Below are 26,885 nucleotides of genomic sequence, written 5' to 3'. Positions count from 1 at the left end.
TTATTTTTCGGTGGGACCGGTTGAAAACCGGACCAGTTTGGTCGGATGCCTGTCAAACAGATTGAATTCGGAAAGAGTTTGGTACGATTCGCCCGACAAATTGACGGAGTCGGCCAAGTAAAGCGCGTTGGGTAGTTTCCGGTCGGTTTTTCGCAGGATTTCGTTGCGCACTACTTCAATGTGAAAGCTGTTTACGTCGGTTTGTCCGTCGCTGCCGATGGTCTGTTTATACCCGTAAAGCGGCTGACCGAGCGACTGCCGCGCGATGCGTTCCGATGAATCCTTATACTCCTGGCGGTGGGCCAACCGGGGCGGAATCACCAGCCAGTTGAAGCCGTTTCGAAACATCGCCAAAAAGGCAATCAGGATAATCAGCCGGTGTTCGGGCTGCCGGATGTAGTGATACGTAATGAACGCCAGCCCCAGAAACATCAGGCTGCATTTCCACCATAAACCCGAAATCTGCTGCGTTTCGGGATGAAAAACCGGCACCCAGGCGCCCAGCGTGACGACGACGAGCAGCACCCCCAGAAACCCTTCCCAGCCCCGGCGTCGCCAGTCGGTCGGGTCGGTTCGTTCATAGTAGACGTACGCAAAAATTGTAAACAGCAGCGGCAACAGCATCAGCAGATACCGGGCGTAGACTTGCGGTGAGGACCAGTAAATGACAAAGTTGACCGCAAAAATAAGGGTGTTGAACAGGATAAACGGCTGTCCGGCAATAAGCGGTTTTTCCTCACTACCCGGTTTTTGTTTCCACAGCCCTTTGCGAAACAGCAGAATCACCATAAACAGCCAGGGCGCGTAGTGATAAAGCATTTCGAAGGGGAAGGTCAGCAGGTGCAACAGCGTTTCCCGGATGCCGAACTGCACCACCGTTCGCTTGGCGCTTTCATCGAACAGTACCGAGGCTATTTTTTCCGGCGTGATGGTATTCCGATCGAAATAAGCCAGGTAGTAACTACCAACGATCAGCAAAAAAAGGCCGATACCGGCAAAGTGCGCCGGACTGAACAACCGCCGGACCTGTCTGGTGTACAGAAAATAGGCCAGCAACGTCAGGCCCTGGAAAACCAGCGACGGCAGTCCTTTCATCATAAATCCAACCGCGGTCAGCAGGTAGGTGCTCAGGAACAACGCCCCGTATTTCCGTTTTTGGTCGAAATGGTACACCAAAATAAAAGCCGCGTACGTCAGCCAGGAAAACGTAATATCAATCAGGCCCAACATGGAATCATACAACAAAATCCGGGTATTGGTCACGAGCATCAGGGCCACGGCAAACGCAATCCGCGATCCCAGCTGTTGCCGGACCAGGGCGTAAATTGTCAGCCCGTAGAGCAACAGCGAAACCGCCATCGGGAACCGCAACGCAAACGAGGAGTAATTTCCAAACAGGTGAAAGGAAGCCGCAATGAGCCAGTTATAGAGCGGAGGTTTGTTAAAATAAAGTTCACCGTTCAGGGTTGGGGTGAGGTAATCGCCCGATAGAATCATTTCGAGGGCCACCAACGCCCGGCGCGGTTCATCCGTTCCGGTATCCAGCGGCAGGTAGCCGAGGTATGAAAAAAGAGCCGGAATCAACAACGCCACACTGAGCAGTTGCCAGAAAACCGGGCGCTGGTAAATAGCACGTTCCATCCTGCAAAGGTAGGACGGATTTACAATCTGTCGGTGTCCATGACCGGGAATAATAGCCGTTCAACAAAAAAGCCCACACGAGGTGGGCTTAAAAAAATGCAAATTATTGCCTTAAGAGGGCTGAATCGGTTCTTCGGTATCCCGGTTCCAGTCGGCACCGGGCACCCGGTCTTCACTCCACTTGGTTCCGGTCAAACCGCCATCGTCGTCGCGCGCCAGCGATTCGTCCGACACTTCAACCAGGTTCGTGTCCCGGCCACTGGCGTCGTTGCTAACTTCATTAGACTCATCGTCAATGGGTTGCACATCCTCCCGCTCCACATCATCGGTCCGGTAGGTTTCGGAAGGCAATACATTACCCGGCTGCTCCGTTTTTGCCAGCTGGCTTTGTTCCGGGGCTACGCCCATGGTGTTGCCCATCCGTTGGGCGGCATATGATTCTGTACTTTCTTTTCGAGAATTGCTTGAAAGGCTCATAACGCTAATTGAGTTAAATGCTACGGCGAAAACCGCAGCCAGGGTTAATAAACTGGTTTGTGTTCCGTTGATGTCCCGGTGTGGGCCACATCATCCTCGGTTTTTTCCTGGGCCTGATCGGCATCCGTATTTGGGCTCTTCTGGTCTTGCTCTTTGGCTTCTTCCTGCGCTTTTGGAGCCGGAACCTCGTCATCGGAGGCAAAATCATCAGGGCCGTGCGTGGTGACATCCACGGTTGAGGTGTTGCTTTTTGAATTGGATCCGACGATACTCTCCTGGCCTTCTTCGGTAATATCGTCGCCCGGATTTACGCTATCCTGGTCATTAAATCGCAGGATTCCATTGGCACCATCCATGTCCGTACTGCCCATAAAACGGGAATTCCGGCCGGTTTCGTCATCCTGAATTTCCCGGCTGTCCATGGCATTCGCCGAATTTTCCTGGTCGGCCCGGTGACGGTTATCGATTGCGGCAATATCGTCTTCGTTAATTTCTTTATCCTTTTCCATACCGTTAGTCGTTGGTTGAAAAGACCACAATGCTATAACAAGGCCGTTGGGAAAAGGTTATGAAAACCGGGGGCGAATTGCTTAAGCGGGCCCGATTAAATCCCATAGATTACCGTATAAATCCTCAAAAACCGCCACGGTTCCGTAGGGTTCCCGGCTGGGGTCACGCACAAACACGACTTCCTTTTCAACCAGCTGTTTGTAATCCCGCCAGAAATCGTCGGTGTGCAAAAACAGAAAAACCCGGCCGCCGGTCTGGTTGCCCACCCGGCTTCGCTGTAAGTCATTGGCGGCCTTAGCCAGCAGCAGTCGGCAGCCGGTCGAACCCGGGGGTGCGACCACCACCCACCGCTTGGTTTCCGACAAAACCGTGTCTTCGACGAGAGTGAAGCTCAACGTCCGGGTATAAAATTCAATGGCTTCGTCGTAGTCATCGACGACCAGCGCAATCTGGGCAATGTTTTGTTGCATGGTCTAAAAATACGGAAGGATCAGTCGCCAATTTCATTTGAACGCGATAAAAAAGTAAGCGCATTAATATTCTTTTAATGCGCGTTAAACTTTAGTTAATAGTTTATCAATCAACCTCTTATATCATGATCAGGTGTTACTTTTATAGCGATATAAGAAAATATTACAATGGGTAAACACTACATTTCCGGGAAAGAATTTGCAGAGTGGGCTATTTTAGCGTTGATTGCTACGATGGGCGTTTTATGCGTCATGTCCATTTTTCTTCCCTGGCAGGCTTAATCGGCCTTTTTTCGTATATTTCCTCTGCTAAAATCGCTACTGCCTTTTCATTCCGCAAAATGAAACGCTATTCCTCCAGAATCGGCCTTGAACTCGCGGTTCCGTTGTTGGGGCTTCTGGTTGGCCTGGGGAGTGTTATGATTTATAAAGGCCTTTGGGCAGGTTCGGGTATCATACTGGTTGTTTCGCTGTTGATCGTGCACCTATTCATGACCACCCACTATCGGATTGACCGAAATATCCTGAAAATTCAATCCGGTTTTTTGGTTCACCAGGATATTTCCATCGAATCCATCAAACGGATCAGCGAAACCAATAATCCGATCAGCTCCCCCGCGCTGTCGCTCGATCGAATTGAAATCCTCTACAATCGATTCGATAGCGTCCTGATCTCGCCCAAAGACAAAACCGGCTTTATTGCTGACCTGCTCCGCCAAAAACCGGATATTGAAGTACGGTTAAAATCAAAGCAGGAGTTGCACCAGTCCTAAAATCAGGCCGGCTCTTTCAGTCAATGGCTACCGGTTTTCTTCCCGAACGCATCCGTCGTTTCCACCCGGTATTTATTCGGCGGCAACGCTGTCGGATCGGCTCTTTTCGTTCAACTAAAAAAGCCCCTTTCGGGGCTTTCGTTCAATCTGTTATGAAGGCGGTTAGGAACGTTTGCCGTTATCCTTCAATTTCCCCGACATGGCTTTCCGAAGTTTATCCACTTTGGGCAGTGAGACATTCCGGATGTAGGGCTGATTCGGATGCAGTTTGCAATAATTCTGGTGGTAGTTTTCGGCGGGGTAAAACACCGAGAACGGAGCGACTTCCGTGACCACTTTGTTGGGGTAGTGTTTGGATTCGTTCACCTCCTGAATGGCGTCCTCAATGGCTTTCTTCTCGACCGGATTCCGGTAAAAAGCGACGGAGCGGTAATCACGACCCACATCCGGTCCCTGCCGGTTCAGCGTGGTCGGATCGTGCGCGGCAAAAAAGGCCACAAGCAGATCGGTATAGCTAATTACTTTCGGATTATAATAGACCTGCACCGTTTCGGCGTGGCCGGTTTCGTCGGTACCCACCTGCTCATAGGTCGGATTTTTCAAATTGCCCCCGGAATAGCCCGATACCACTTCCCGAACACCCTGGAGCTGGTCGAAGGCTTCTTCCTGCGCCCAGAAACAACCGCCCGCAAACGTGGCAACGGCCTCACCCGGTTTCAGCGCCGGAAGTTTGGCAAAACCGGCCCGGGAATCGGGGAATTGCGCCTGAACCATCCCGGCCAGTAAACAAAGCAGAAGCGTAAAAACAGAAACGGTTTTCATCGATGTAAGCTGGTTAATGGGGTGTTTATACCATGCAGCCCCTTCTGTAAGAACGAAATTCCGGGGCCGAAAGTTGCGAACACGTCGCCGGATCCTACGGCCTTCAACCACGAGAATTCACCAAAAATAAAACCGCCCCGACGGAAAGAATCTGTCGGGGCGGTTTTTCCTTAACTGCGTTTGCTTAGTTCGGATAACCCGGATTCTGAGGGGTCAGATTGGGGTTGTTCAGCATTTCCTGCTTGCCCAGCGGCAGCAACAAATGTTTTTCCTGCAAAGGCTGGTTCGAGCTGGGATTTACGTGACCCACAAAGTTGTCGAAACCGTTGGTTTTGTCGTTGTATACCTTCCGCAAGCGAACCATGTCAAACCAGGTGATCTGCTCATAGCTCAGTTCGTGCCAGCGTTCCCGCCAAACGGCTTCCCGGAACGTTGCCTGCGTGTAGGTACCCAAAGCCGGCGTCGTCAGACCCGCCCGATCGCGAATCTTTTTCAGGGCATCGTAAGCGGCTGCCGTCGGAGCGCCCAGTTCGTTTTGGGCTTCAGCGTAAATCAACAAGGTCTCGGCGTAGCGAATCTGCGGTACGTTCAGGTTGTTCTGACGCGTTCCGGCAACACCAGCCGTCCCGTTAGCCGTCCGGTTGAAGTGCTTGAAGATGTAGTTAGCACCCAGCGCGAACGGTGCGCCGTTTCCGTTGGTGTAATAGGTCGAGTAGAAATAACCCTGATCCTTCGCCCGCAAATCGCCTTTCTCGTACGAATTGTAGAACGACGGCACTGGCACCGTGCTACCCGTTCCCGAAGGACCGTTAAACGTCACCGGTTTGAAGTTCGGATACATGTTATCCATCGGGTTACCGGCCACCAGCGTGTTGTATTGCAGCATGAACAAATGCTCCAGGCGGTTTTCGGTACTTTCTCTGTGCACATCTTCGTACGACGTAAACAGGCCCACAGCCGTCGGATTGGCGTTGGCGTAGGTGATTACTTCGTTGGATTTGTCAGCCGCCAGCTTGTAATGCGTAGCGCCTTTGCTCAGCGGAAAACCGGCCATCGTCAGGTATACTTTCGACAGCAGCGTTTTGATGGCAGCCTGGTTAACCCGGCCACTCACGTCGGTCCAGGGCAGGCCCGATGCTTCGGCAGCCACCAGATCATCAACGATCAGTTTGTAAATCTCTTCCTTGTTGGTCCGGCCGGGCTGGAAGTCTTCCGACGTAGCCGTTTGCGGCTTGGTAATCAGTGGAACATCCCCCCAAAGCTGAACCGTCATGAAGTAGGCCCAGGCCCGCAGAAACTGCGCTTCACCCAGGATTCTCTTTCTCTGCGCTTCATCCATCGGCGTGATACCCGGAACCCGGTCGAGGACCTGGTTAGCCTGCGCAATCACCCGGTAGAGACCGTTCCAATAGTTAACAACGTGTACCGTGTTCCCGTCGTGAACCAAACCGTAGAGGTTGTTCAAATCCGAGTTCTGGGCGGTTTCGGTCGTCGACGTACCCGTCAGGGCTTCCAGCAACTGCCAGTTGGAGGAGAAGATCCCCGCTCCATCCCCCATGAACCGCAGGTTGTCGTATACCGAGGCAATAGCCGCTTCGGCGTGGTCAGGAATGGTGTAAAAATTATCGGGCGTCAGGTTGGAAGGGGCCTGCTCTTCGAGGAAGTCCTTACAACCAATCGGTCCCAGCAGGGTAGCGCTTAACAGCGCTACCTTACCTACTTGCTTTATGATGTGTTTCATCGTCAAAATCGTCTTTTAAAATCCTGTTAATCAATTACAACCCAATCTGCAGACCAAACATGTACGTAGTCGGTTTTGGGTAGTTGTGCCAGATCATCCCCTGTGAGAAGGCGCTGTTGCCATCACCCTGGTTCGTCGGCGTTACTTCCGGGTCACCTACGATTGGATCATCCACCAGCAGGAAGAAGTTCTGTACCGTTGCATAAGCGCGCAGACGATTCAGTTTCAGGCGGTTGGTTACGTTCGACGGGAAGGTGAAACCCAGCAACAGGTTTTTACCGCGCAGGAACGAACCATCCTTGATCCAGTGGCTATCCACGTTGGTAACATACCCAGCGCGCGTATCCCGGATTTCAGCAATCATCGTGTTCTGGTTGGTTGGTGTCCAGGCGTTCAGCACGGAGGTGTAGCTGTTGGCCAGTGCCTGACGGTCTTCGCTCGGGTGCAGGTTCATCAACATAACGTCATTGCCATACGAGAATTGCGTCTCGAACGTCAGATCGAAGCTTTTGTACCGGAAGTTGTTCGTAAACGCACCCCACGATTTCGGGCTACCGTTGCCAATGATGCTGCGGTCAGCATCCGTAATGGCCCGGTCGCCGTTCACATCCAGGTATTTGATATCACCCGGCAGAATCGTCAAACCGTTCCGGTAGCTCGTGTACCGGGCAGCTTCTTCGCGCTCGGCTTCGCTCCAGACACCCAGACGGGTCAGACCCCAGAACGCACCCACCGGCTCGCCAATGCGGATTACGTTGGTCGGGTTGGTGAAGTTCGGACCACCGACGTTGAAGATATCCGAAGGAGTAGCCAGCGTCAGTACTTTATTGCGGTTGAACGAGATGTTAAAGGTTGTGTTCCACTGGAAACCGCCCGCGTCGATGTTAACCGTGTTCAAACCAAGCTCGAAGCCTTTGTTATACATTGAACCAACGTTCCGGCGAATCGTGGCGTATCCACTCGTACGCGGAACCGGCGCATCCAACAGCATGTCGGTGGTTTTGCGGTAGTAGTAATCCGCTTCAATGTTGATGCGGCCTTTCAACAAACCGATTTCAACCCCTACGTCCGTCTGGGCGGTTTTTTCCCAGCGCAAATCCGGGTTGGCCAAACGGCTGATCCCCGTTCCTGCCACGCGGGCGTCGCCAAAGATGGTTGCGTAGGTCGAGCTCAGCAGCGACAGCGAAGTGTACGGCGGAATTTCGGAGTTACCCGTCAAACCAAAGCTGGTCCGTACTTTCAGGTTGGAGATGATCGAGTTGCCTTTCAGGAACTCCTCTTCCGACGCCCGCCAGGCCAGAGCCGCTGAGGGGAAGAACGCGAACTTGTTACTAGATCCGAATTTTGAAGAACCGTCAGCCCGTCCCGTTACCGTCAACAGGTATTTCTCCATCAGGCTGTAGTTGATCCGTCCGAAGTACGAGTTAAACGAGAACCGCGAAGCGCCCGAACCCACACCCGGATTGGTAGCACCCGCGCCCAGGTTGTTATAACCAAAGTAGTCCGTTGCAAAGTTACTAACCCCACCGTTCATGCTGAAGATGTTCGTTTCCTGCCACGAAACCCCTAACAGCGCGTTGATCGAATGTTTTTCGTTGATCTGCTTGTTGTAGGTCAGGTAGTTTTCCAGCGACCAGAACGATTCTTTCCGGTTGACCGTCGAAGCGCTACCACGACCACCGATGTTCAGCGTCCGGGTTTCTGATTGCAGCACTTCCTGAGTCTGAATGTTGGTTCCCAGAATGGTACGCATTTCCAGACCCGGTGCGAAGGTGATGTTGGAATACAAACTTCCCAGCGTGGTCTGCGTGTTCAGGACGTATTTCCGGCCCATCAGACGGTGTACGGAACTCATCGTTCCTTCCGCAAATGGGAAATCACGGTTGTTGGCGTAGGTACCGTCTTCGTACTTAACCGGCAGGAACGGGAAGTCTTCCACGATCTGACGCGCAACGGCATCACCCTGATCCACGATGTTTTCCGACTGGTTGTTGTAGCTCAGCGTTCCGCCAATTTTCAGCCACTTTTTCACCTGATCGTCCACGGTAAACCGGCCCGAATAACGCTTCATGTACGAGGTTTTGATCAAACCCTGATCGTCGCGGTAGCCCAGTGAAACCGAGTACTGCGTGCGGTCGTTACCGCCACTGAAACCGAGTTGGTGGTTTTGCGAAAGTTTGTTCTGCGTCGACTCTTCCAGCCAGTTCGTGTCAAATTTCGGACTTCCGTCGGAGTTCCACACGCGGGGGTCAACCCGGCGCAGTTTGGGATTCAGATACGCCCATTTGCCGGCAGCCCAGCCAACGGGGTCATATTTTGCCATGTTGGCCCAGGCCAGGTCTTCCACGGCCATGTACTGTGCCGTATTCAATACCCGCGGCCGGTTCGGTCCGATGGTGTTAACGCTGAAATCGACATTATAGGTTACCTGGCCTTCGCCGGATTTGCCTTTCCGGGTCGTTACCAGCACAACGCCGTTCGCACCGCGAGCCCCGTAAATAGCCGTCGAGGAAGCATCTTTCAATACCTCAACCGATACGATGTCGTTGGGGTTGATGTAGTCAATCGCCGACGAGAACTGGTTCTGGTTACCTTGTGGCAACATCACGCCATCGACCACATACAAGGGGTTGTTCGAGGAGTTGATGGAGCTAAATCCGCGCACGCGGATGGTGGTCCGGCCACCGGGGCGACCCGAGTTGGTATTCACCTGCACGCCCGGCATCCGGCCCGAAAGGGCTTGCTGCAGCGACGGAGCGGGCCGTTCTTTCAGTTCGGCTTCTTTCACCGTACCAACGGCGCCGGTCAAATCGCTCTTGCGGGCGGTTCCGTAACCGATTACTACGATTTCTTCCAGTACTTTGTCGTCAGCTTTCAGGCTGATGTCAACGGAAGCGCGTGAACCCACACTAACTTCCTGGGACAGGTAGCCCACAAACGAGAAAACCAGCACGGCGCCCGATTCAGGAACCTCCAGTTTGTACTGCCCGTTGGCGTCAGAAACCGTACCCCGTTGCGTTCCTTTCAGAACAATACTCACACCCGGTAATGGCGAGTTGGACTCGTCGGTCACTTTCCCGTTAAGGGTTCTGTCAACGGTTTTTGTTGATACGACACTTTTCGATGAGATTCCCCCGTCGGGGTTTTTCGCAGCGAGGGCGAAATTGGTGCAAAAAACGGCAAGCAGAAGGTGAGGAATACACACACTCGTCATCCTGCCAAGCCGAGTTGGCGGTAGTAGGTGTTTTATCATAGATTTTCTTTACCGTAGGACACGGCGGTTAAAATAGACTGGTAGTTAATTGGAAAGTAGCACTATTTTATTTTGCAAAACTAATAAATTGAAGCATTGTAATTGCATACATCCGGTTACATTTAATAAAAAATTTAATAATGGATGTATTATTTTGAACATATTGAATCAATTGCAGTTACCAAACGAGAATCCGCAAGTCTATTTATTAGTGTCCAACGATCAAAGAGGCCATGACAAGCGACTGAAAATAAGAACGCTACAATCTTATTTTTCCAAGAGCCGTCCATGAGAGCAGTTAAATAATTCAGCGGACACGATACGGCAGATTGCTTTGGCTGGGGGGTGAATTCACCAATAATGGTACGGCCTCTGTCTTTTCAAAACCGGCTTTCGGGGCTTAAAAATACAAAACCGCCCCCGGCAGCGAATACGGCCGGGGGCGGTTTTATCAACGATAAGACTAAAGATTCTGTTCTTCCGCACTGACTTCCACCTGCTTTTGGTTACTGGTCAGCACCTCCAGCAATTCCTGGACATTGACGGTGGCAAAACTACTGGCGTAATCCGACATGGCGTAGGGAATAATGAGCTCATTGCCGTTGATCAATCCACCGCAGCTATAGACCACGTTCGGCACATACCCTTCGCGCTCGTTCTCGTCGGGGCTGATCAGCGGTTCGGTGGTCCGGCCGATGACCTTTGATGGATCGTTCAGGTCCAGCAAAAAGGCCCCAATGGCGTATTTCCGCATGGGACCAACGCCGTGGCTCAACACCAGCCAGCCCGCTTCGGTTTCGATGGGCGAGCCACAATTGCCCAGTTGAACATACTCCCAGTGATAGGTCGGTTTTAGCAGAATTTCCTTGGTTTGCCAGAAATACAGATCATCCGAGTACATGATGTAAATATTTTCGCCATCCTGCCGGGACAGCATCACGTACTTGCCGTTGATTTTCCGGGGAAACAACGCCATGCCTTTGTTCTGAACCTCAGCGCCGTTCAACGTGCTGACACTGAAGTGCGTGAAGTCTTTGGTCATGAGCAACTGCGGAAAAGTCACCTGCCCATTATAAGCCGTGTAGGTCGCATAGTACGTTACCTCGCCATTGTCATCAACAAACTGAACGAAGCGGGCATCTTCAATTCCGTTGGTCTCATTGGGTGAAGTCGGAAAAATGCAGCGTTCGTCCAGGCTCTGGTCATCGTCGAAATCCAGCTCGTAGTTGGAGCGGGCCAGCGTTCGCAGACTACTAGCAATCGCTTCGTATTCAGCATGGTGCCGGTATTGACTCAGCACCCGTTTTAGCCGGTCTTCCATTTCTTCCAGTCCGAACTCCTCGCCCAAACCGGTCATCATCATTTCCGAAATGGGATTCGACAGCCGCAGCTCGTACAGTTTCTTTTCAAACTGCGACCGGATGAAACGGTGATTCGGCACGATTTCCGGCGAGGTAACATACCGCGACGGTTTTCGGAGGATGATCTTGCTGTCCTGATCGATATACCCCATGCGGAACGTAATCGACGAAATATGCCCTTCGCCGGTGGCCCGCATACTGAGAATAAACCGCTTAAAACCGGGGGGAACATTGGTCTGGTCGGGGTGCCAGACCATCGAAGGATTAAACAAAGCCGCCGATTCCAGCGAATATTCCATCGTGAAATACGCCCCCAGCAGCAGTTTCCGCTCCAGCGTCAGCGGTTCATCGGTCAATAACTGGGACTTAATGTGGTTGAATCGTTTCAGAAAAAACCGCTCAAGCTTATAGTGCCGGCTTCCAAATTCGCGAATCACTTCCCCGAGTTTTCGTTCGGCTTCTTCTTCCGTCATGGCATTGACCCGGGCGATGATTTTCAGAACGCGGGTCGAACTACTAAGCTCAAAGGGTCGGAAGAGAACACGGGTCGGATCCGGACGCAGTACAATACCGGTGCGAGTTGCCTTGATCATAGTTAATAAAATAAAGTCGGACAGGCGTTTAACGGAATGAGGGACTGAACGAGCCGCAAAAGACCCGGTTCATTCCCTCATTCTTTCTGCCTTCAACGATTAAACTAACAATGTTAGTGCCGTATTTGCAATTTCAGTATCAGAAATTTGTTTTTGGGTAATATGCAGTTCCGTCAGCGCCATCAGATACGCCAGCGTCGATTCGGCCCCCTGATTCTGGTTGACGCGGTCGACGTGTAAACCGTCGCGGCAACCGCCCGTGTTGGGATCAAAAACCGATAAACCCAGATCGTTATGGCCCGTAAACCATTTGAAGATCTTGGTGGCCCGTTTTAGCCAGGCGGTTTCTTTGGTGACCCGGTAGGCCGCCAGACAGGCCGAAACAGACCCCTGCGCTTCGAGGGGCTGCTGGTCAAAATAAGCCCGTTCACCCCCTTTGCTGAAGAACCCATTCGAGCCAATCGGCTGGAAATACCCCGTGCTGGATGGACTGCTGCCCGTCATCTGCAATCCGATCAGCCAGTTCAGGCTTTTGACGCCCAGATCGGTTACTTTCGCATCCTGCAAGGTTTCACCGGCGCAAATCAGCGCGTGCGATAATTTGGCATTGTCGTAGGTCAGATACCCTTCGAACCAAGGCCACTCTTTGGACTTGCTGTCGTTGTACCGGATCAGCATTTTATCCACCAGTTGCTGCAAGATCGTTTTAACCAGCCGGTCGCTCCCGAATCGTTTCAGGTATTCACAGGCGCCCATGATCCCGAAGGCCCAGGCCCGGGGCGAGGGCAAATCAACGAGCGAGGGCAACGCCTGATGCAACATCGGCATGGCCCAGGTCACCAGATTTTTGTCGGAGGCCCGCCCGACGCAGGTTCCGAGCGCCCAGAGGGCCCGACCCGTGCTGTCGTCGGAGCCAACGTCTTCGAGCCAGCGCCGGTCGTAGCCCATAAAATTCCGGAACTGTCCCCGCCCCTGGAGGTAGGCATAATTCAGAAAGGCCGCAAAAATGTCGGTGAGCTGCGCCAGTTTGCGGTCGCCCAGACCGGCTTCCTCCGCCATCACGGTCAGAATAAGCGCGCGGGCGTTGTCATCGGTGCAGTAGCCTTCTTCGTAATGGGGCAAATGATACCGGGCGTGCTGGATGATTCCGGTCGAATCGGTCAGCCGGTACAGGTGCTCCAACCGAATTGGCGGCAGTTTGTAGGTTCCGTTTACCCCCCCATTCAGCATCGCCAGCGGACTGCCGGGCAACGCAATGGGCTGCCGGCGCGCCTGCACAAAGCTGTCGACGTAGCGTTCCATGACCCGCTCCCAGATCATGCTGCGACCGAGCATGTAGGCTTTTTTGCGCATTCCGTGCCGCAGCGGTTCGTCGCTCATCAGCTTGATGATTTCATCGGCCACGGCCTCCGAATCGTTGAACGGTACCAAAACGCCCCGGCCATCGGCCAGCAGTTCTTCGGCGTGCCAGTACGGCGTTGAAACGACGGCTTTTCCGCAGCCAAAGGCGTACGACAGCGTTCCGGACGTAATCTGGGCCGGATTCAGATACGGCGTAATGTAAATATCGGCCGCTCCGAGAAACTCAATGAGGTTATCCAGTTCGACAAACTGATTGAAGAACAGGACGTTATTTTTCACTCCGCAATCATCGGCCAGCTTTTTCAGGCTGTCGCGGTACACTTCCCCCTGGTCGCGAACCAGATTCGGGTGCGTTGCGCCCAGCACGATGTAAACCGTATCCGGAAACCGGTCCACAATCCGGGGTAACGCCTTGATGACGTTCTCGATGCCTTTGTTGGGAGACAGCAATCCGAACGTCAGCAACACCTGCTTGCCCTCGATGCCAAACCGGTCCTTGTGAAAATGCGGATCGACAAACGGCATATCCGGAATTCCGTGCGCGATGACGTCAATTTTATCTTCCGGCACTTCGTAAATATCCCTCAGAAACTGACGCCCTTTTTCGGTCATCACCACCACCCGCGCCGACAGGTCGGCGATGGTTTTGAGCACCATCAACTGGTCCTGATCGGGATTCCGCAAAACCGTATGGAACGTCGTCACCACGGGCATGGTCAGGTTACGCAGCAAGGTCAGAATATAGTTGCCCGCCGTGCCGCCGTAAATCCCGTATTCGTGCTGCAGACAGACGACTTCGGTATTCATCGAATTCAAAAACTCGGCCGCCTTTTTGTAGGAGTTCAGATCGTGCTGGTAAAATTCGTAGCGAACCTCTTCGGGATAGTCATAACCCTCCGGCACATCATTTACCGATACCACCATGGCCGAAGAATCCGGATAAAATTCCGTAAACGACTTGTACAGATCCGAGGTAAACGTAGCAATACCACATTGCCGGGGCAGGTAATCGCCGATAAAAGCGACACTGGTAGGCATGTGTACACTCGGTGCTGCGTTTTGCAAAGGGTTATAATTCATGACTATTTGGGGAATTAATGGTATATTAATGAGCCGTATAACGAACTGGTTAATAGGAATAGCTGTGAATGGATCGGACAGGAGGGTAACTGCAAAGTCTAACCGGGAAACTTGCCTGGTTGTTTAGCCGATTTGCGTTTAAATTATTGTATGACCCGTTTTTTCAGAAGCTCCATAGTAAAAACCGGCGCGGGCATCCGGTTTTTTTCCAAATTCTGCGCCGTGCCATCGCGCTTACGAACCCAAACCGCTACCCGGTTCGGAAATTTCACCCCAAATTGTATAATTCATTTATAAGCTTTCGGGTCCGGTCACCGTTCCCTTTCAAAAATCTCACCCAATTTTAGTACCTTGCACCCTTTACTGTCTGTTCTCTTTTGATGTTCTGGCACCGCGTTTCGGATTTCATTTTAAAAAACCGCATTCTTCTCCTGGTTCTCATTTTCGCAGGAACGGTTTTCATGGCGTATCAGGCCACCCGCCTTCAACTTTCTTACGAAGTCGCCCGAATTCTACCCTCCAACGACCCGGATTTTGAATTGTACGAGTCGTTTAAGAAGCGGTTTGGCGAGGACGGCAGCGTCATGGTGATCGGCATCGAAACGCCGGATTTATACAAACTGCCGGTTTTCAACGGCTGGCAGGCGCTGAATCAGGAGATTAAAAAGGCCCCAGGCGTGCAAACCGTCTTATCGGCCGCCAGCCTGTTCCGGGTGGTCCGCAACGACAGCATCAGGCAATTTCAGTTTTTACCGATCACCCCCCGTCCCCTGAACACGCAGGCCGAAGCCGACAGCGTTCGCTCGTTGATCGCTTCGCTGCCTTTTTACCAGGGCTTTGTTTCCGACAGTGCCGGACGCTCGCACCTGATGGCGGTTACCTTCGACCAGAAAAAACTGAACACCAAAGACCGGATCGGGTTTGTGCTCGAAATCGAGAAAAAAGTCCGGGCGTTTGGAGCCCAATTCAACATTCCGGTGCATATGTCCGGCATGCCCTACATCCGGACCAAATTCACCGGCAAGGTCAGCAACGAAATGGTCTTGTTTATGGCCCTGGCGTTCGGGGTCACGGCGGTGATTCTGCTGTTCTTTTTCCGCTCCATCGTGGCCGTGGTCGCGGCCATCAGCATTGTTGGCGTCGGCGTGGTCTGGTCGCTGGGCTTTCTGGTTTTGTTTGGCTACAAAATCACACTGCTGACCGGTTTATTACCCCCGCTGATTATTGTGATCGGAATTCCGAATACTATCTTCCTGATCAATAAATATTTTGAAGAATACAGCCTCCACGGTGACAAAGTCCGGGCGCTGAATACCGCAACGGAAGCGATTGGTGAGATGACCTTTTTCGCCAACGTGACCACCGCCATCGGTTTTTTCGTATTTTATTTCGCCAGCAGCCCCATGCTCGCCCAGTTTGGGCTGGTAGCGGCTCTGGGGGTGGTCGTCACCTATGTGATCTGCCTGATCCTGATTCCGATCGTGTTCGGTTTTCTGCCCGAACCGTCTTCCAAACAGCGCGGTCATCTGGAGAGTCGCTGGGTGGTTTCGTTCCTGAACTGGGTTAATCAGACCGTCCACCACCGCCGTCGGGTGGTGTATGCAATCATCGGTATTCTGGTGATTGTCAGTGTGGTGGGCGCGATGCAGATCAAAGCCGTTGGCTACGTGGTGGATGATTTGCCGAAGAATGACCCGATTTACACCGACCTCAAGTTTTTCGAGAAAAACTTCCGGGGCGTTCTGCCCTTCGAAGTTTCCATTGATTCGCGGCAGCCGGGGCGCATTCTGAGCCCGCAAACGCTGACCAAGATGCGGCTTTTGCAACGTGAATTTGAAAAATACCCCGAATTCACGCGCCCGCTTTCCGTCGTCGAAGCCGCCAAATTTCTGTATCAGGGCTACCGCGGGGGTGATCCGAAGTATTACGTATTGCCCGGAGCGTTAGAAATGAGCAAACTGGCCAGCTACGCGCCCCAGATGAAAGGGCAGGCCAACCTGTTCAAAGGGTTTCTGGACAGCACCCGGCGGTATACGCGCGTCAGTTTTCAGATGGCCGATGTCGGTACGGTCCGCATCCGGGAGCTGCTGACCACGCTGCAACCCAAGGCTGATTCCATTTTCAATGTTGATCGGGAAACCGGGCAGCGCGTTTCGAACGGTGATATGTACGACGTCCGGATTACGGGCAGCAGCACCATTTTTACGAAGGGAAACGAGTACCTGGTCGATAACCTGAAAGAAAGTGTTTATCTGGCGGTTATCCTGATCACGGCTTTGCTGGCACTGCTGCTGCGCGACCTCCGAACGATTATCATTTGTTCGCTGCCCCGCATCGTTCCGCTCATCATTACGGCGGGCATTATGGGGTATTTCGGCATCCGGCTTAAACCTTCTACCATCCTGATTTTCAGCGTGGCTTTCGGAATTGCCTCCGACGGCACCATTTATTTCGTGGCCCGTTACCGCGAAGAACTCCGGCGCGGTTTGGGCATTTCCAAGGCGATCACCAACACGATCCATCAGGCCGGTATCAGCATGATTTACACCGCGTTTATCCTCTTTGCCGGTTTCGCCATTTTTGCGTTTTCCACCTTTCAGGGAACCGTCGCGCTGGGCGTTCTGGTGTCGATCACCCTGCTGATGGGCATGGCGGCCAACCTGATTTTACTTCCGGCCTTTCTGCTGTCGCTCGATAAACGAACCAACCGAAAAGAATTAATCAACAACGAAAGTGCGGTTTAACCGATTCCCGTCCGTTTTCATTCGATCTATTTTTCAGACCCGCTGAACAGAAAGGAATTTCTCTTGTTAATTGCGTATATTGGATGCAAGAAAATAACAACATGCTTCAATTTATAGCGTACCATCCTGATCTCGACTACATTGTGTATTCGGAATCCAACGGAAGCTACTCGACGAATCCAGTAGCGGCCCTCATTCTGACCGGCCAAATCAAAGATGTGACCTTTCTGTACTTTTATAATTAAAAACAATGCCCGACGGTAACCGCCGGGCTTGTCTAAGTTCTTAACCGTAACGTTTTAGTCTTGCGAAAACCTTAAACGTGTCCAAATGTAAGCGGTTTTGCGGAAACTATAATAGTTGTATCATATATTTTTCAGAAATATATTTTCATCATATCACAACCACCTGCTAAGCAACCGATTCGGTCATTGAATTATCCGGATAGGCAGGCTTGGCGGCAGGCGGAGAAACCGGACCCCGTGTGACGGAAATGAGCGCCCCCATCAACACCAAACCAGTCATCGTCAGGTAGGTGTAATGCATCCCCAATAATTGGGCTTCCGTCGATTCGGGAGCGATGCCGTGCGCCAGTGCATACCGGTTTCGGGTGCTGTACCAAACCGCAGCCGCCAGCGCAATGCCGACCACAAAGCCCAGATTTCGCATGAAAGCAATTACACTACTGGCAATGCCGCGTTGTGCCAGTGGGGCCGAATTCAGGGCGCTGCTGCTGTTGGGCGACTGAAACAGGCCAAAACCCATGCTGACCAGCGAACTTCGCCAGATGACATCCGTCCAGTGCCAGTCGGCTTCCAGAAACGAAAACGCAAAATACCCACCGGCGGCTAGCAGCAAACCCGCACTCGATAGCCAGCGCGTCGGAATCCGGCTGGACAAATAACCGCCCAGCGGAGCGACCAGACTGAGCGTTAAGGGTCCGGCCAGCAACACCAGACCGGCCTGTTCGGGATTGAGCGCCAGCACCTGCTGCAAAAAGAAGGGAATCACGAACAAATTGCCGCCCGAGGCCACAAAGCCGCAGAAAGCCGCCAGAATGGCCGCCGTGTAGGGCCGCACCCGGAACAGACTCAATTGCAGCATCGGCTCCCGAACCCGCATTTCCCACAGCAGAAACAGCAGCAAAAAAACCGCCCCGACGGCTAAAAGCGCCATTACGAACGGGTGATTCCAGCCGTAGCTGGGTTCGGGTCCAAAATCGAGCCCTGTCAGCAGGCTGGTCACCCCAACAAGAAAAAGGCCCGCACCCACCAGGTCGAACCGCTGTCCCGGCACCTTCGGGCTATCGGGTAAGATGGTCCACGCCCGCCAGATAGCCAGCACTCCAATCGGTACGTTCACGAAAAAGATGCTTGACCAGCCAAATTTGCCAAGCAACAAACCGCCAATAACTGGTCCGGCGCTGGAACCGGCGGCCACCACCGACCCCATGAACCCCATAGCCTGCCCCCGCTCCTGCGGGGCAAACGTATCGCCGATGATGGCCGGGCCAACGGCGTAAATCATGGAAGCGCCCAGCCCCTGCACCACCCGAAAACCGACCAGCGACCAGAGGTTCCAGGCCAGTCCGCAAAGCAGCGACCCCAGCACAAAAACGCAGAAACCGGTGATGTAAAGCTGCCGGCGGCCCACCCAGTCCGACAGTTTTCCCATGATGAGCAGCGTGCTGGTGGTGGTCAGCAGGTAACACAGCACAATCCATTCCACGCTATCACCGGCCCCCAGCTCCCGCCGGATGGTGGGCAGGGCAATGTTCACAATGCTGCTGTCGAGCGTGGACATGAAGGTCCCGAACATGAGAGTGCCCAGAATAATCCATTTATTGGAAGCGCCCGGTGTGGCTGCGGCAGGGGAAGAAGACACGGATCAGAAACATTATTTCACGATCACAACGGCGTAACGCAGCCGGGTGTTTAGATCCGTGGCCCCTGATGAGCCAACGTCACACCTCTTCCAGCAAACTCTGGAAGGTGACGTACTGATTGCCAAACCGTTGCTGCATTTGGTCCATCAACGCATCCGAATGATTTTTCTGAAAGCGAAAAAAATCCAGTTTGTTCCGAAACGAATACTGAAAGGTGTACGTGGCTCCGTTGTTATCGACTTCGGTCAGCAAATGCAGAATCTTGTGGTCCTGCGGCAAACCGGTCGCCAAAACCGCCGGAACGTGTTCGGCCCGCATCCACTGTAACCACTCCTGCTCAATGGGTTTCTCAATGTTAACGGTCAGATTGTAAAGAATCATAGTATAGGAAGAGCGAGGTTGGATAAAAGCGAAAAGAAAGGAGCCTCACCAGAAGATTAACCCCAAAATCAGCGGTTTTGTCCGCAAACTTACGAAGAAACGCGTCCGACGTACCCACAAATGTTGTTTCTTTGCCGTCAGACAAATCTACTCACTCCATGTTTTACACTATACTGCTTCGTGCGCACTCGGGACTTCGCTGGATTGTTCTGGTTCTGTTGCTGGCGGCCATCGTCACGGCTTTCCGCAAATGGCAGGCCCGGGACGAATACACCGCCGGCGACAACAAACTCTATCTGTTTACGCTGATTGCCACGCACACGCAATTTCTGATTGGCCTGATTCTGTATTTCATCAGCCCGAAAGTACCGCTCGGCACTGGCGTTGACTTCGGCACCATCATGCGCGAAAGCCTGTACCGGTTTTATACCGTCGAACACCTTGCCGGGATGCTGATCGCCGTGGTTCTGATCACCATTGGCCGGTCAAAATCGCGTCGGCTCAGCAATGCGATTCAGAAGCACCGGACGGTTTTCGTTTTCTTCGGCCTGGGCCTTGTCCTTATTCTGGTGTCCATTCCGTGGCCGTTCCGGATTCCCGGCGCGGGCTGGTATTGAGGTTGATCCCTGTATCTACCGATCGGAACCGGGGGCACGTTGTTCAGAAGTCACCATTCCTTCGTTTCGTTCATGCCGCCCCAGCACCCAACGGTTCTCACCTGGATTAGCCCACCGTAAACCTGAAAACCGGCTACTGAAACCCGTATTGCCATGATCCTAACCCGTTCCCTCCCGGTTTCCCCCGACCAGCAACTGCGCAACATTGGCTGGAACTGGATGCTGGGCTCCGACACGCTCCCCTATTTAACGCATGAAGTGGTGGTGGTCCATTCGGACGAGGCCGATGCTTATTTCGAAGCGGCCAACCAACTGTTTGAAATGCTGGTGGAAGCCGGGCAACACGTCATCGACGCCAACCGGTTTGCCGAGCTGGGCATTCCCGAAAACCTCGTGGAGCTGATTAAATTTTCCTGGAACGACGAACGGCACATTCAGTTGTACGGGCGGTTCGATTTTGCGGGCGGCATCGACGGCCAACCCATCAAGCTGATCGAATTCAACGCCGACACTGCGACCTGCATTCCGGAAACAGCGGTGGTCCAGTTTGCCCACCTGCGCGCCAACAGCCTCGACGAAAAGCACCAGTTCAATTCGGTTTATGAAACGCTGGTCACGCAGTTTCGCGAAATTCGGACCCAGAACAGCGATCTGCAACCGACGCTCCTGCTGTCGGCCATGCGCGGTTTTCCGGAAGACGACAGCAATGTGGCGGTTTTGGGCGAAGCCGCCCGCGAAGCCGGTTTTACGGTCGATTTCGAATACATCGATAAAGTAGAATTTTCGGTCGAGGAAGGAATTTTCAAGCAGAACCCGCAAAACGGCCAGTTCGATAAATTCGATTTCTGGTTCAAACTGCTGCCCTGGGAATACATCGGTTACGAAGAAACCGACCTGGCCCAGATCCTGACCGAAGCCGTTCGCCGTCGGCGGGTGGTGGTTTTAAATCCGGCTTATTCGCTGCTGTTTCAATCGAAACACATTCTCAAAATTCTGTGGGAATTGTATCCTTACCATCCGCTGCTGCTCCGGACCGAAACGCAGCCGCTGACCGACCGGCCCTACGTGGAGAAAGTGCTGTTCGGGCGGGAAGGCGCTAACGTGCGCATTCTGGACGAACGGGGCCAGGTGACGGCCGAAGCCGAAGGCGACTATGGCGATTATCCCAAAATTTACCAGGAATACGTCGATTTACCCGCCGATGCCGCCGGAAACCGCTACCAAGCCGGGGTGTTCTACGCGGGCGAAGGCTGCGGTTTGGGTTTCCGGCGCGGGGGCGTTATCCTGGACAATGGCGCCCAGTTTGTGGGCCACATCGTCGAGTGAAGACGGCTAGGGTTTTGCCCGCACCCGTTTTTCGACAAACTTGTCACCACCCCAGGCGTCGGGCGGCAATTCCCGGCCCGAACGGTCGAATACTTTTTTGAAGCCCCGGAAAATCAGCGTATCGCCTTTCAACTCCCAGGTTTGCTGATCGGAAAAACCGGTCCAGGTGGTATCGCTGTAGTAGCGAAACGTCTCGTGATACTGGTTTCCATCCACCGTGAATGGCCCCCCTCCGGCCCCGTGAAAGCTGCCATCCGGATTGAGGTGCATGAATGCAAAAAAACCGTCCTGGAAGATTTTGATCTGTTGCGGGCGGCTGGGTCGTTCCAGTTTGCCATCAACACGGTTTTCCACCAATTCCCAGTTTCCGTCGATGGGAGACGATTTTGTATCACTGCTGGTGGTGGCCCCGCTTGTTCGATCCGTTTGTGAGCACGCCATCTGGATTACACACAGCACTCCGGGGAGAAGCAGACGTTTTGCGGTTGGCATAGTCTTTTTCCGGAAGTATACCACGAACGCGTCTGACATACAATAGCGTATCGATTTTTTTCGCCCTCAGCCCATCAGCAGCGATTCTGCGCCGTCGATCCAGATGGGGGTGCCGGTAATGTGGCTGGCCCGGTCGGAGGCCAGAAACGCCACCAACTCGGCCACCTGCTCGCTGGTACCCGGTTTTCCATCCGTCAGCGGAATCGTTCCTTCCGGAAACTCGACCGGCTCGCGGGCCGACTCAATGTCGCGTTTTTCGGTGCTGTCGTCAATCTCGGTTTTGATGGCCCCGGGGCAGATCACATTCACCCGGATGCGGTGTTTGGCCAGTTCCAGCGCGGCCATTTTGGCAAACGCCACCTGCCCGGCTTTGGTCGTGGAATAGGCCGTCGCGCCGGTATTGCTGAAAATCCGCGTCCCGTTGACCGAAGCCGTGATGATAACCGAACCGCCGTTTTCTTTCAGGAGCGGAATGGCGTATTTCACCGTCAGAAACGTGCCGCGCAGGTTGATATTCATGGTTTTGTCCCATTCGTCGGGCTCCAGTTCTTCGATCGGTGCCCACACACCGTTGATGCCGGCATTGGCCAGAACAATGTGCAAACCGCCCAACTGGCTTTGGATGTCCGCAAACGCCCGCTCCATTTCGTCCGGTTTCGAGATGTCGGCCAGCAGCCAGATGGCCTCGCCCCCCTCCCGCCGGATCTGCCCGACGGTTTGCTCCAATTCGTCCCTGGTGCGGCCCAGCGCAACCAAACGGGCGCCGTGTCGTGCCAGCAGCAGAGCCGCAGCTTTGCCGATTCCCGAGCCAGCGCCGGTTACCAATGCTACTTTTCCGGTAAATTCCTTATCTTGACTCATCCTATATCAACGGCTTATGGTGTTTCCTCCAGTGTTTTACCCAAACCAGACCCTTTTTGTTAGAAAATACAGGGTTTCTTGCCAAACTTTCTTTCCAATGTCCTTTTTAGAACAGGTTTAAACCCAGGCTGTTCTGCGAAAAACCATCTCTTGCATCCATGAACAACCTGAGTCTTTACAGTATTGCCGCCGTTTACATCGTGTCGGGGTTTCTGCATTTTTTCCGGCCCGAGCCCTACCTCCGCATCATGCCCCCCTACATTCCGTATCATTCGCTGATGGTTTTGCTGAGCGGCATTGCCGAGTTGGTACTGGGCGTCGGGTTGCTGTTTCCGGCAACCCGAACGCTGGCAGCCTGGGGGTTAATTCTCCTGCTGATTGCGGTTTTTCCGGCCAATCTCTACATGGCGACCTCGGAGAAATTCGCCGGCATTCCGGCCTGGATTCGCTGGGGGCGGCTGCCCCTCCAGGGCCTGCTGATCTGGTGGGCGTGGCGCTTTACCTAAACCGGACGATCTGACCGGTTTTTTCGCCAGCGTACGCCCTCTTCCACTTCACCCGCGTATTCAAAACCGTTCTTCTGCAATACCCGCTGCGAAGCAATGTGCTCCGCTGGCGTGTCGGCGATTACGGTTTTTACGGTTGGTTCCTGAAAAATCCAGTCGAGAAAACAGGCGACGGCTTCGGTTGTGAAGTTCTGCCCTTCCACTTTCTTATCGATGAAATACCCGATCATCGTTTGCCCACCGGCGTCCGGCGGTCCGGCCACGCCGATGCCGCCAATGGTCAGGTTCCGGGGCCGGTGGACGATCAGCCAGTGCGTATACCAGCGCCAGGTGTCGGGGTGCGCCTTCACATTTGGCAGGACAAAATGCGCGGTAGCCTCGGCAAATTCGGCCATAAAACCGTCGTCAGCGTTCAGCTCCAGGTTGGAAATAGCCAGGCCACGCGCCCTTTCCAGGGTCGCGCGACTGATCATGAGCTGTTCGAGATCCGATTGGGTAAGCGGTATGAGTTGTAAGCGATTTGAAATCAGCGAAGTCATTGGTGTAACGGATTTATAAATGAATAAGAAAGACACGAGCGGCCCGGGCCACGCGTAGCGTGACGGCCAGACCCGGCGAATCAATCCGTTAAACCCGTCCAGGCAGAGAATCCGGAAGCAATGACGTATTCAGAGGCAGTTGTTTTAAACCGGGGCAAACATACGGACAAAAACCCGTGTATGATGCGCGGTTTTGATTCAACGGCAAGTGCCGGAGCCGGTTTTTCCTCTTTTTTCACTGTCCAGAAGTGTACAGTCTGCTGTCCGTTTCTGGACAAGTACGCGGACTTCTTTTCCTTAAAACCGCTTTAATAAGCCTGAGAAAGACGTTTCACAGCTTTGGCAAGGCATTTGTTTAGCAAATAATAATCAAATAGCTGACTTGAATGGGCCGGGCATATTTAGGGGAGTTTGAAGAACTGGTGCTGCTCACCGTAGCGGTTTTAGACGGCGGGGCGTATGGCGTCACGATTGCGGCCGAACTCAAGCGTCGCACCGACCGCATCATCAGTCTGAGCGGGGTGCACATTGCCCTGTACCGGCTGGAAGAAAAAGGCTTCGTGGCGTCGAATCTGGGGGGCGCAACCAACGCCCGCGGTGGTCGCCGGAAACGCTTTTTCACGGTCACGGCCGCCGGGAAGCAAACGCTGAACGATATGCGGCAGGTCCGCAACGAACTCTGGGATTCCATTCCAAACCCGTCCTGGTCGTAGCCATGAGCAAGCCGAACCCCTCCGAAACCCCCAACCAGCCCGCGCCCCCGGCCTGGGCCGACCGCCTGATGCGGTGGTTTTGCCCGCCCTATCTGCGGGAGGAATTGCTGGGCGATCTGCACGAACAGTTTGCCGACCAGGTGGCCGCACTCGGCCTGTCCCAAGCCCGGCGAATATACGTGCTGGAAGTACTGAAATTCTGCCGGCCGTATTTTCTGAAACGCCGGGCTGGGGATTTGGCCAGACCAATTTCCCAAACCGCACCTTTTCAAACACCAACTGCGTATTCTCACGTTTCTTTTCTCCATCCCGCTATGCTCCGGAACTACCTGAAAATCGCCTTTCGTACCCTCTGGAAAAGCAAGGGGTATGCCGCCATCAACGTACTGGGTCTGGCCGTCGCGTTTTGCATCTGCGCGTTTTTGTTTCTGACCTCGTATCTGCAACTGACCTACGACTCGTTCCACGCCGACGGCGACCGGATTTACCAGACGTACACGTTTGCGAACGATCCGGAAAAAACCGTCCGGAACGGTGGAATGCCGCTGCCGTTTGCCCCCGTTCTAAAAACCGACTACCCCGAAACGGAAGCCGCGGCCCGGGTTCTGGCGGGCCGCAAAAGTCTCGTGGAGGTCAACGGCAACTATTTCGATAAGCTGGTGCTGCACACGGATCCGGATTTTCTGCGCATTTTTTCTTTTCCGATGACGCAGGGAAACCGCGAGGTTGCCCTGCGGAATCTGAGCGATATTGTGATCAGTGAAGACATGGCCCAGACGGTTTTTGGCACCGCCGATCCCATCGGAAAAGCGATTCTGGTGGGCAGCGTTGGCAGTCAGAAGCAGTACATTGTTTCCGGTATTTTGCAGGATGCTCCGCACAACTCGACCATTCAGTATGACGCCTTAATCCGGATTGAAAACGCCCCCAATTATGCGTCGGAAAAAGACAACTGGACCGCCAATTCGCACAAGGTTTTTGTTAAACTCTCGCCCAAAGTCGATCAGGCCACGTTCGAAAACCGCCTGAAGCCGCTGGTTCAAAAGTATTATCCGGGCCATCTGGAAGAGTTGAAAAAACGAAACGCCCAGCCCGATTCGCGGGGCGACATCCTGGCGATCCGGCTCCAGCAGCTTGCCCATGTTCACTTCGACCGGGAAATAAGCGGTGGCGCCCCCATTGCGCTGGTTTACACCATTGTGGGCATCGCTTTCTTTATCCTGCTGATTGCCTGCATCAACTTTATCAACCTGAGCATTGCCCGCTCCTTTACGCGGGCCCGGGAAGTGGGCGTCCGCAAGTCGCTGGGCGCGCTCAAAAGTCAGCTATTTGCCCAGATCTGGGGCGAAACGACCCTGATTTGCCTGGCCGGTTTTTTACTGGGTCTGCTCCTGGCCTATCTGCTGTTGCCCCAGTTCAATGCCACTTTCGACGCCCGGCTTCGGCTCGAACAAATGGCGCAACCCGGTTTTGTAACCCTGATTCTGGGGGTCTTTGCGGTGGTTACGCTGGCGGCTGGCGGCTACCCGGCCTGGCAGATGACGAAGTTCAACACCGTGGAAGTGCTGAAAGGAAAAGTATCGCTGAAACGCCCCGGGCTTCTACGCAACTCGCTGATCGTGACGCAATTTGTCTTGTCCTGTCTGCTGGCCTGCTGCACCATCATCGCCGTTCAGCAAGTGGATCACCTCCGAACCCGGCCACTCGGTTTTGAAAAAGAGCAGGTCATCAGCATTCCGGTGGGCAATCAGGTAAACGGCCGGCAGGTGCTGGGCCGCATGCGCAACCTCCTGGCGACCGATCCGGCGGTTCTGGCCATCACGGGAACCAGCGTGAACATTGGCCGGGGCCTCGACCGCGTCAGTTCCCGATCGACGTTCGGATTCAGCTACAAGGGCAACCCGGTTTCCACCGACTGGCTGCTGATCGATTATGATTACCTCAAAACTTTGAACATCAAACCTATTGCCGGTCGGGATTTCGACCGAACGTATTCGACCGACTCGGTCAACCGGGTGATCGTGACGGAAAGCATGGCCAAATTAATCGGCGAAAAAAATCCGGTGGGTGTGCTGCTCGGCGACGATACGGATTCGACCGGCAACAAGTCGCAAATTATTGGCGTTATTCCTGATTTTCAGTTGTATTCGCTCGCTAGTCAGGCCAATCCGATCACGATGCACATTTCCAATTCTGAGACGATCCACTACATTTTTGTGCGGGTGGCTCCGCAGAGTCTGGCGGGTGCGATGGACAAACTGAAAACCGTGTGGCAGCAGGTGGCTCCGCAGGCCGAATTTACCGGTTCGTATCTGGATGACAATGTGGATGCCTGGTACCAGGAAGAAGAGAAAATGGCCCAAATCTGTAGCCTGGCTTCCGGTGTCGCCATTTTGCTTTCCTGCATGGGCCTGTTTGCCGTCGCGATGATGGTGATCGAGCAGCGCACCAAAGAAATTGGCATCCGGAAGGTGATGGGAGCCAGCATTGCCAGCATCATCGTGGTGTTGTCGCGGGACTTTGTCAAGCTGGTGCTGATTGCCCTGCTGATTGCCGGTCCGCTGTCCTGGTTTTTAATGAACACCTGGCTGAGCAATTACCGGGAACGCATTGCCATCAGCCTGTGGGTGTTTGCCGGGGTCGGGCTGGCGGCCATTCTGATTGCACTGGCCACAGTCAGTTTTCAGACGATCAAAGCCGCCCTGGTGAATCCGGTGAAAAGTTTACGCAGCGAATAA

General features: G+C 53.6%; 22 protein-coding genes. 8 read left to right on the top strand and 14 right to left on the bottom strand.

Annotated features, from left to right (window positions below):
• From ACYVHX_RS27470 to ACYVHX_RS27455, 4 genes are all read right to left on the bottom strand, one after another.
• Positions 1–1,641 (bottom strand): ArnT family glycosyltransferase, encoded by a 1,641-nt coding sequence (locus ACYVHX_RS27470; RefSeq protein ID WP_460674917.1) that lies wholly within the window; start codon positions 1,639–1,641, stop codon positions 1–3.
• A 111-nt stretch (positions 1,642–1,752) separates the two neighbouring features.
• Complete coding sequence (locus ACYVHX_RS27465) at positions 1,753–2,118, bottom strand: hypothetical protein (RefSeq protein WP_460674916.1); 366 nt, start codon at positions 2,116–2,118, stop codon at positions 1,753–1,755.
• Between the two features lie 44 nt (positions 2,119–2,162).
• Positions 2,163–2,627 (bottom strand): hypothetical protein, encoded by a 465-nt coding sequence (locus ACYVHX_RS27460; protein ID WP_460674915.1) that lies wholly within the window; start codon positions 2,625–2,627, stop codon positions 2,163–2,165.
• 81 nt (positions 2,628–2,708) lie between these two features.
• Positions 2,709–3,098: a VOC family protein gene (locus ACYVHX_RS27455; RefSeq protein WP_460674914.1), complete on the bottom strand. Its 390-nt coding sequence runs from the start codon at positions 3,096–3,098 to the stop codon at positions 2,709–2,711.
• A gap of 206 nt (positions 3,099–3,304) precedes the next feature.
• On the opposite strand from ACYVHX_RS27455, the gene ACYVHX_RS27450 reads away from it, so the two are divergent.
• Entirely contained in the window at positions 3,305–3,871 is a 567-nt protein-coding gene (locus tag ACYVHX_RS27450; RefSeq protein WP_460674913.1) for a PH domain-containing protein, read from the top strand.
• Between the two features lie 162 nt (positions 3,872–4,033).
• Here ACYVHX_RS27450 and msrA read toward each other — a convergent pair whose 3' ends face one another.
• The 5 genes from msrA to ACYVHX_RS27425 all read right to left on the bottom strand — a co-directional run bounded on the left by msrA (position 4,034) and on the right by ACYVHX_RS27425 (position 14,041).
• A complete protein-coding gene (gene msrA, locus ACYVHX_RS27445; RefSeq protein ID WP_460674912.1) occupies positions 4,034–4,693 on the bottom strand; it encodes a peptide-methionine (S)-S-oxide reductase MsrA in 660 nt (219 codons plus the stop codon).
• 184 nt (positions 4,694–4,877) lie between these two features.
• Positions 4,878–6,434, bottom strand: coding sequence for a RagB/SusD family nutrient uptake outer membrane protein (locus ACYVHX_RS27440; protein ID WP_460674911.1), 1,557 nt, complete (start codon positions 6,432–6,434; stop codon positions 4,878–4,880).
• A gap of 34 nt (positions 6,435–6,468) precedes the next feature.
• Positions 6,469–9,687 (bottom strand): SusC/RagA family TonB-linked outer membrane protein, encoded by a 3,219-nt coding sequence (locus ACYVHX_RS27435; RefSeq protein ID WP_460674910.1) that lies wholly within the window; start codon positions 9,685–9,687, stop codon positions 6,469–6,471.
• Between the two features lie 463 nt (positions 9,688–10,150).
• Entirely contained in the window at positions 10,151–11,641 is a 1,491-nt protein-coding gene (locus ACYVHX_RS27430) for a glycoside hydrolase family 130 protein (protein ID WP_460674909.1), read from the bottom strand.
• A gap of 99 nt (positions 11,642–11,740) precedes the next feature.
• The gene (locus ACYVHX_RS27425; RefSeq protein WP_460674908.1) at positions 11,741–14,041 is read right to left on the bottom strand and encodes a glycosyltransferase family 4 protein; all 2,301 of its coding nucleotides are present in this window, start codon (positions 14,039–14,041) and stop codon (positions 11,741–11,743) included.
• A gap of 422 nt (positions 14,042–14,463) precedes the next feature.
• Between ACYVHX_RS27425 and ACYVHX_RS27420 the strand changes: the two genes are divergently transcribed.
• Together ACYVHX_RS27420 and ACYVHX_RS27415 are read left to right on the top strand one after the other, a co-directional pair.
• On the top strand, positions 14,464–16,827 hold the full coding sequence (locus tag ACYVHX_RS27420) for an efflux RND transporter permease subunit (protein ID WP_460674907.1): 2,364 nt from the start codon (positions 14,464–14,466) through the stop codon (positions 16,825–16,827).
• A 101-nt stretch (positions 16,828–16,928) separates the two neighbouring features.
• Positions 16,929–17,072 (top strand): hypothetical protein, encoded by a 144-nt coding sequence (locus ACYVHX_RS27415; protein WP_460674906.1) that lies wholly within the window; start codon positions 16,929–16,931, stop codon positions 17,070–17,072.
• Positions 17,073–17,238: 166 nt separating this feature from the next.
• On the opposite strand, the gene ACYVHX_RS27410 is transcribed toward ACYVHX_RS27415, so the two are convergent.
• Both ACYVHX_RS27410 and ACYVHX_RS27405 read right to left on the bottom strand, forming a co-directional pair.
• A complete protein-coding gene (locus ACYVHX_RS27410; RefSeq protein WP_460674905.1) occupies positions 17,239–18,711 on the bottom strand; it encodes an MFS transporter in 1,473 nt (490 codons plus the stop codon).
• Between the two features lie 79 nt (positions 18,712–18,790).
• Complete coding sequence (locus ACYVHX_RS27405) at positions 18,791–19,093, bottom strand: DUF4286 family protein (protein ID WP_460674904.1); 303 nt, start codon at positions 19,091–19,093, stop codon at positions 18,791–18,793.
• A gap of 158 nt (positions 19,094–19,251) precedes the next feature.
• On the opposite strand from ACYVHX_RS27405, the gene ACYVHX_RS27400 reads away from it, so the two are divergent.
• The gene (locus ACYVHX_RS27400) at positions 19,252–19,710 is read left to right on the top strand and encodes a cytochrome B (RefSeq protein ID WP_460674903.1); all 459 of its coding nucleotides are present in this window, start codon (positions 19,252–19,254) and stop codon (positions 19,708–19,710) included.
• A 153-nt stretch (positions 19,711–19,863) separates the two neighbouring features.
• Positions 19,864–21,036 (top strand): glutathionylspermidine synthase family protein, encoded by a 1,173-nt coding sequence (locus tag ACYVHX_RS27395; RefSeq protein ID WP_460674902.1) that lies wholly within the window; start codon positions 19,864–19,866, stop codon positions 21,034–21,036.
• 6 nt (positions 21,037–21,042) lie between these two features.
• Here the strand turns inward: ACYVHX_RS27395 and ACYVHX_RS27390 are convergent, their stop codons facing one another.
• Together ACYVHX_RS27390 and ACYVHX_RS27385 are read right to left on the bottom strand one after the other, a co-directional pair.
• Positions 21,043–21,477 (bottom strand): hypothetical protein, encoded by a 435-nt coding sequence (locus tag ACYVHX_RS27390; protein ID WP_460674901.1) that lies wholly within the window; start codon positions 21,475–21,477, stop codon positions 21,043–21,045.
• 117 nt (positions 21,478–21,594) lie between these two features.
• Entirely contained in the window at positions 21,595–22,389 is a 795-nt protein-coding gene (locus tag ACYVHX_RS27385; protein ID WP_460674900.1) for an SDR family oxidoreductase, read from the bottom strand.
• Between the two features lie 158 nt (positions 22,390–22,547).
• Between ACYVHX_RS27385 and ACYVHX_RS27380 the strand changes: the two genes are divergently transcribed.
• Positions 22,548–22,895: a DoxX family protein gene (locus tag ACYVHX_RS27380; RefSeq protein ID WP_460674899.1), complete on the top strand. Its 348-nt coding sequence runs from the start codon at positions 22,548–22,550 to the stop codon at positions 22,893–22,895.
• On the opposite strand, the gene ACYVHX_RS27375 is transcribed toward ACYVHX_RS27380, so the two are convergent.
• Positions 22,892–23,434 (bottom strand): GNAT family N-acetyltransferase, encoded by a 543-nt coding sequence (locus ACYVHX_RS27375; RefSeq protein ID WP_460674898.1) that lies wholly within the window; start codon positions 23,432–23,434, stop codon positions 22,892–22,894. The two genes, ACYVHX_RS27380 and ACYVHX_RS27375, sit on opposite strands and share 4 nt — an antisense overlap.
• Positions 23,435–23,820: 386 nt before the next feature.
• Between ACYVHX_RS27375 and ACYVHX_RS27370 the strand changes: the two genes are divergently transcribed.
• Positions 23,821–24,147 carry a PadR family transcriptional regulator gene (locus ACYVHX_RS27370; RefSeq protein WP_460674897.1) on the top strand — a complete coding sequence of 109 codons (327 nt, stop codon included), beginning with the start codon at positions 23,821–23,823 and terminating at the stop codon, positions 24,145–24,147.
• Positions 24,148–24,149: 2 nt separating this feature from the next.
• On the top strand, positions 24,150–26,885 hold the full coding sequence (locus ACYVHX_RS27365) for a permease prefix domain 2-containing transporter (protein WP_460674896.1): 2,736 nt from the start codon (positions 24,150–24,152) through the stop codon (positions 26,883–26,885).

The sequence above is a fragment of the Larkinella ripae genome, from assembly GCF_054780775.1.
The sequence above is the reverse complement of the archived record's forward strand: the minus strand, read 5'-3'. Positions and strand labels throughout refer to the sequence as shown.

What these genes read in the sequence shown, in the direction of transcription:
- msrA (WP_460674912.1), bottom strand. Translation starts at nt 4,693, where the DNA reads ATGAAAACCGTTTCTGTTTTTACGCTTCTGCTTTGTTTACTGGCCGGG.
- ACYVHX_RS27455 (WP_460674914.1), bottom strand. Translation starts at nt 3,098, where the DNA reads ATGCAACAAAACATTGCCCAGATTGCGCTGGTCGTCGATGACTACGAC.
- ACYVHX_RS27370 (WP_460674897.1), top strand. Translation starts at nt 23,821, where the DNA reads ATGGGCCGGGCATATTTAGGGGAGTTTGAAGAACTGGTGCTGCTCACC.
- ACYVHX_RS27430 (WP_460674909.1), bottom strand. Translation starts at nt 11,641, where the DNA reads ATGATCAAGGCAACTCGCACCGGTATTGTACTGCGTCCGGATCCGACC.
- ACYVHX_RS27415 (WP_460674906.1), top strand. Translation starts at nt 16,929, where the DNA reads ATGCTTCAATTTATAGCGTACCATCCTGATCTCGACTACATTGTGTAT.
- ACYVHX_RS27380 (WP_460674899.1), top strand. Translation starts at nt 22,548, where the DNA reads ATGAACAACCTGAGTCTTTACAGTATTGCCGCCGTTTACATCGTGTCG.
- ACYVHX_RS27390 (WP_460674901.1), bottom strand. Translation starts at nt 21,477, where the DNA reads ATGGCGTGCTCACAAACGGATCGAACAAGCGGGGCCACCACCAGCAGT.
- ACYVHX_RS27460 (WP_460674915.1), bottom strand. Translation starts at nt 2,627, where the DNA reads ATGGAAAAGGATAAAGAAATTAACGAAGACGATATTGCCGCAATCGAT.
- ACYVHX_RS27395 (WP_460674902.1), top strand. Translation starts at nt 19,864, where the DNA reads ATGATCCTAACCCGTTCCCTCCCGGTTTCCCCCGACCAGCAACTGCGC.
- ACYVHX_RS27435 (WP_460674910.1), bottom strand. Translation starts at nt 9,687, where the DNA reads ATGATAAAACACCTACTACCGCCAACTCGGCTTGGCAGGATGACGAGT.
- ACYVHX_RS27385 (WP_460674900.1), bottom strand. Translation starts at nt 22,389, where the DNA reads ATGAGTCAAGATAAGGAATTTACCGGAAAAGTAGCATTGGTAACCGGC.
- ACYVHX_RS27375 (WP_460674898.1), bottom strand. Translation starts at nt 23,434, where the DNA reads ATGACTTCGCTGATTTCAAATCGCTTACAACTCATACCGCTTACCCAA.
- ACYVHX_RS27425 (WP_460674908.1), bottom strand. Translation starts at nt 14,041, where the DNA reads ATGCCTACCAGTGTCGCTTTTATCGGCGATTACCTGCCCCGGCAATGT.
- ACYVHX_RS27465 (WP_460674916.1), bottom strand. Translation starts at nt 2,118, where the DNA reads ATGAGCCTTTCAAGCAATTCTCGAAAAGAAAGTACAGAATCATATGCC.
- ACYVHX_RS27440 (WP_460674911.1), bottom strand. Translation starts at nt 6,434, where the DNA reads ATGAAACACATCATAAAGCAAGTAGGTAAGGTAGCGCTGTTAAGCGCT.
- ACYVHX_RS27365 (WP_460674896.1), top strand. Translation starts at nt 24,150, where the DNA reads ATGAGCAAGCCGAACCCCTCCGAAACCCCCAACCAGCCCGCGCCCCCG.
- ACYVHX_RS27470 (WP_460674917.1), bottom strand. Translation starts at nt 1,641, where the DNA reads ATGGAACGTGCTATTTACCAGCGCCCGGTTTTCTGGCAACTGCTCAGT.
- ACYVHX_RS27420 (WP_460674907.1), top strand. Translation starts at nt 14,464, where the DNA reads ATGTTCTGGCACCGCGTTTCGGATTTCATTTTAAAAAACCGCATTCTT.
- ACYVHX_RS27405 (WP_460674904.1), bottom strand. Translation starts at nt 19,093, where the DNA reads ATGATTCTTTACAATCTGACCGTTAACATTGAGAAACCCATTGAGCAG.
- ACYVHX_RS27400 (WP_460674903.1), top strand. Translation starts at nt 19,252, where the DNA reads ATGTTTTACACTATACTGCTTCGTGCGCACTCGGGACTTCGCTGGATT.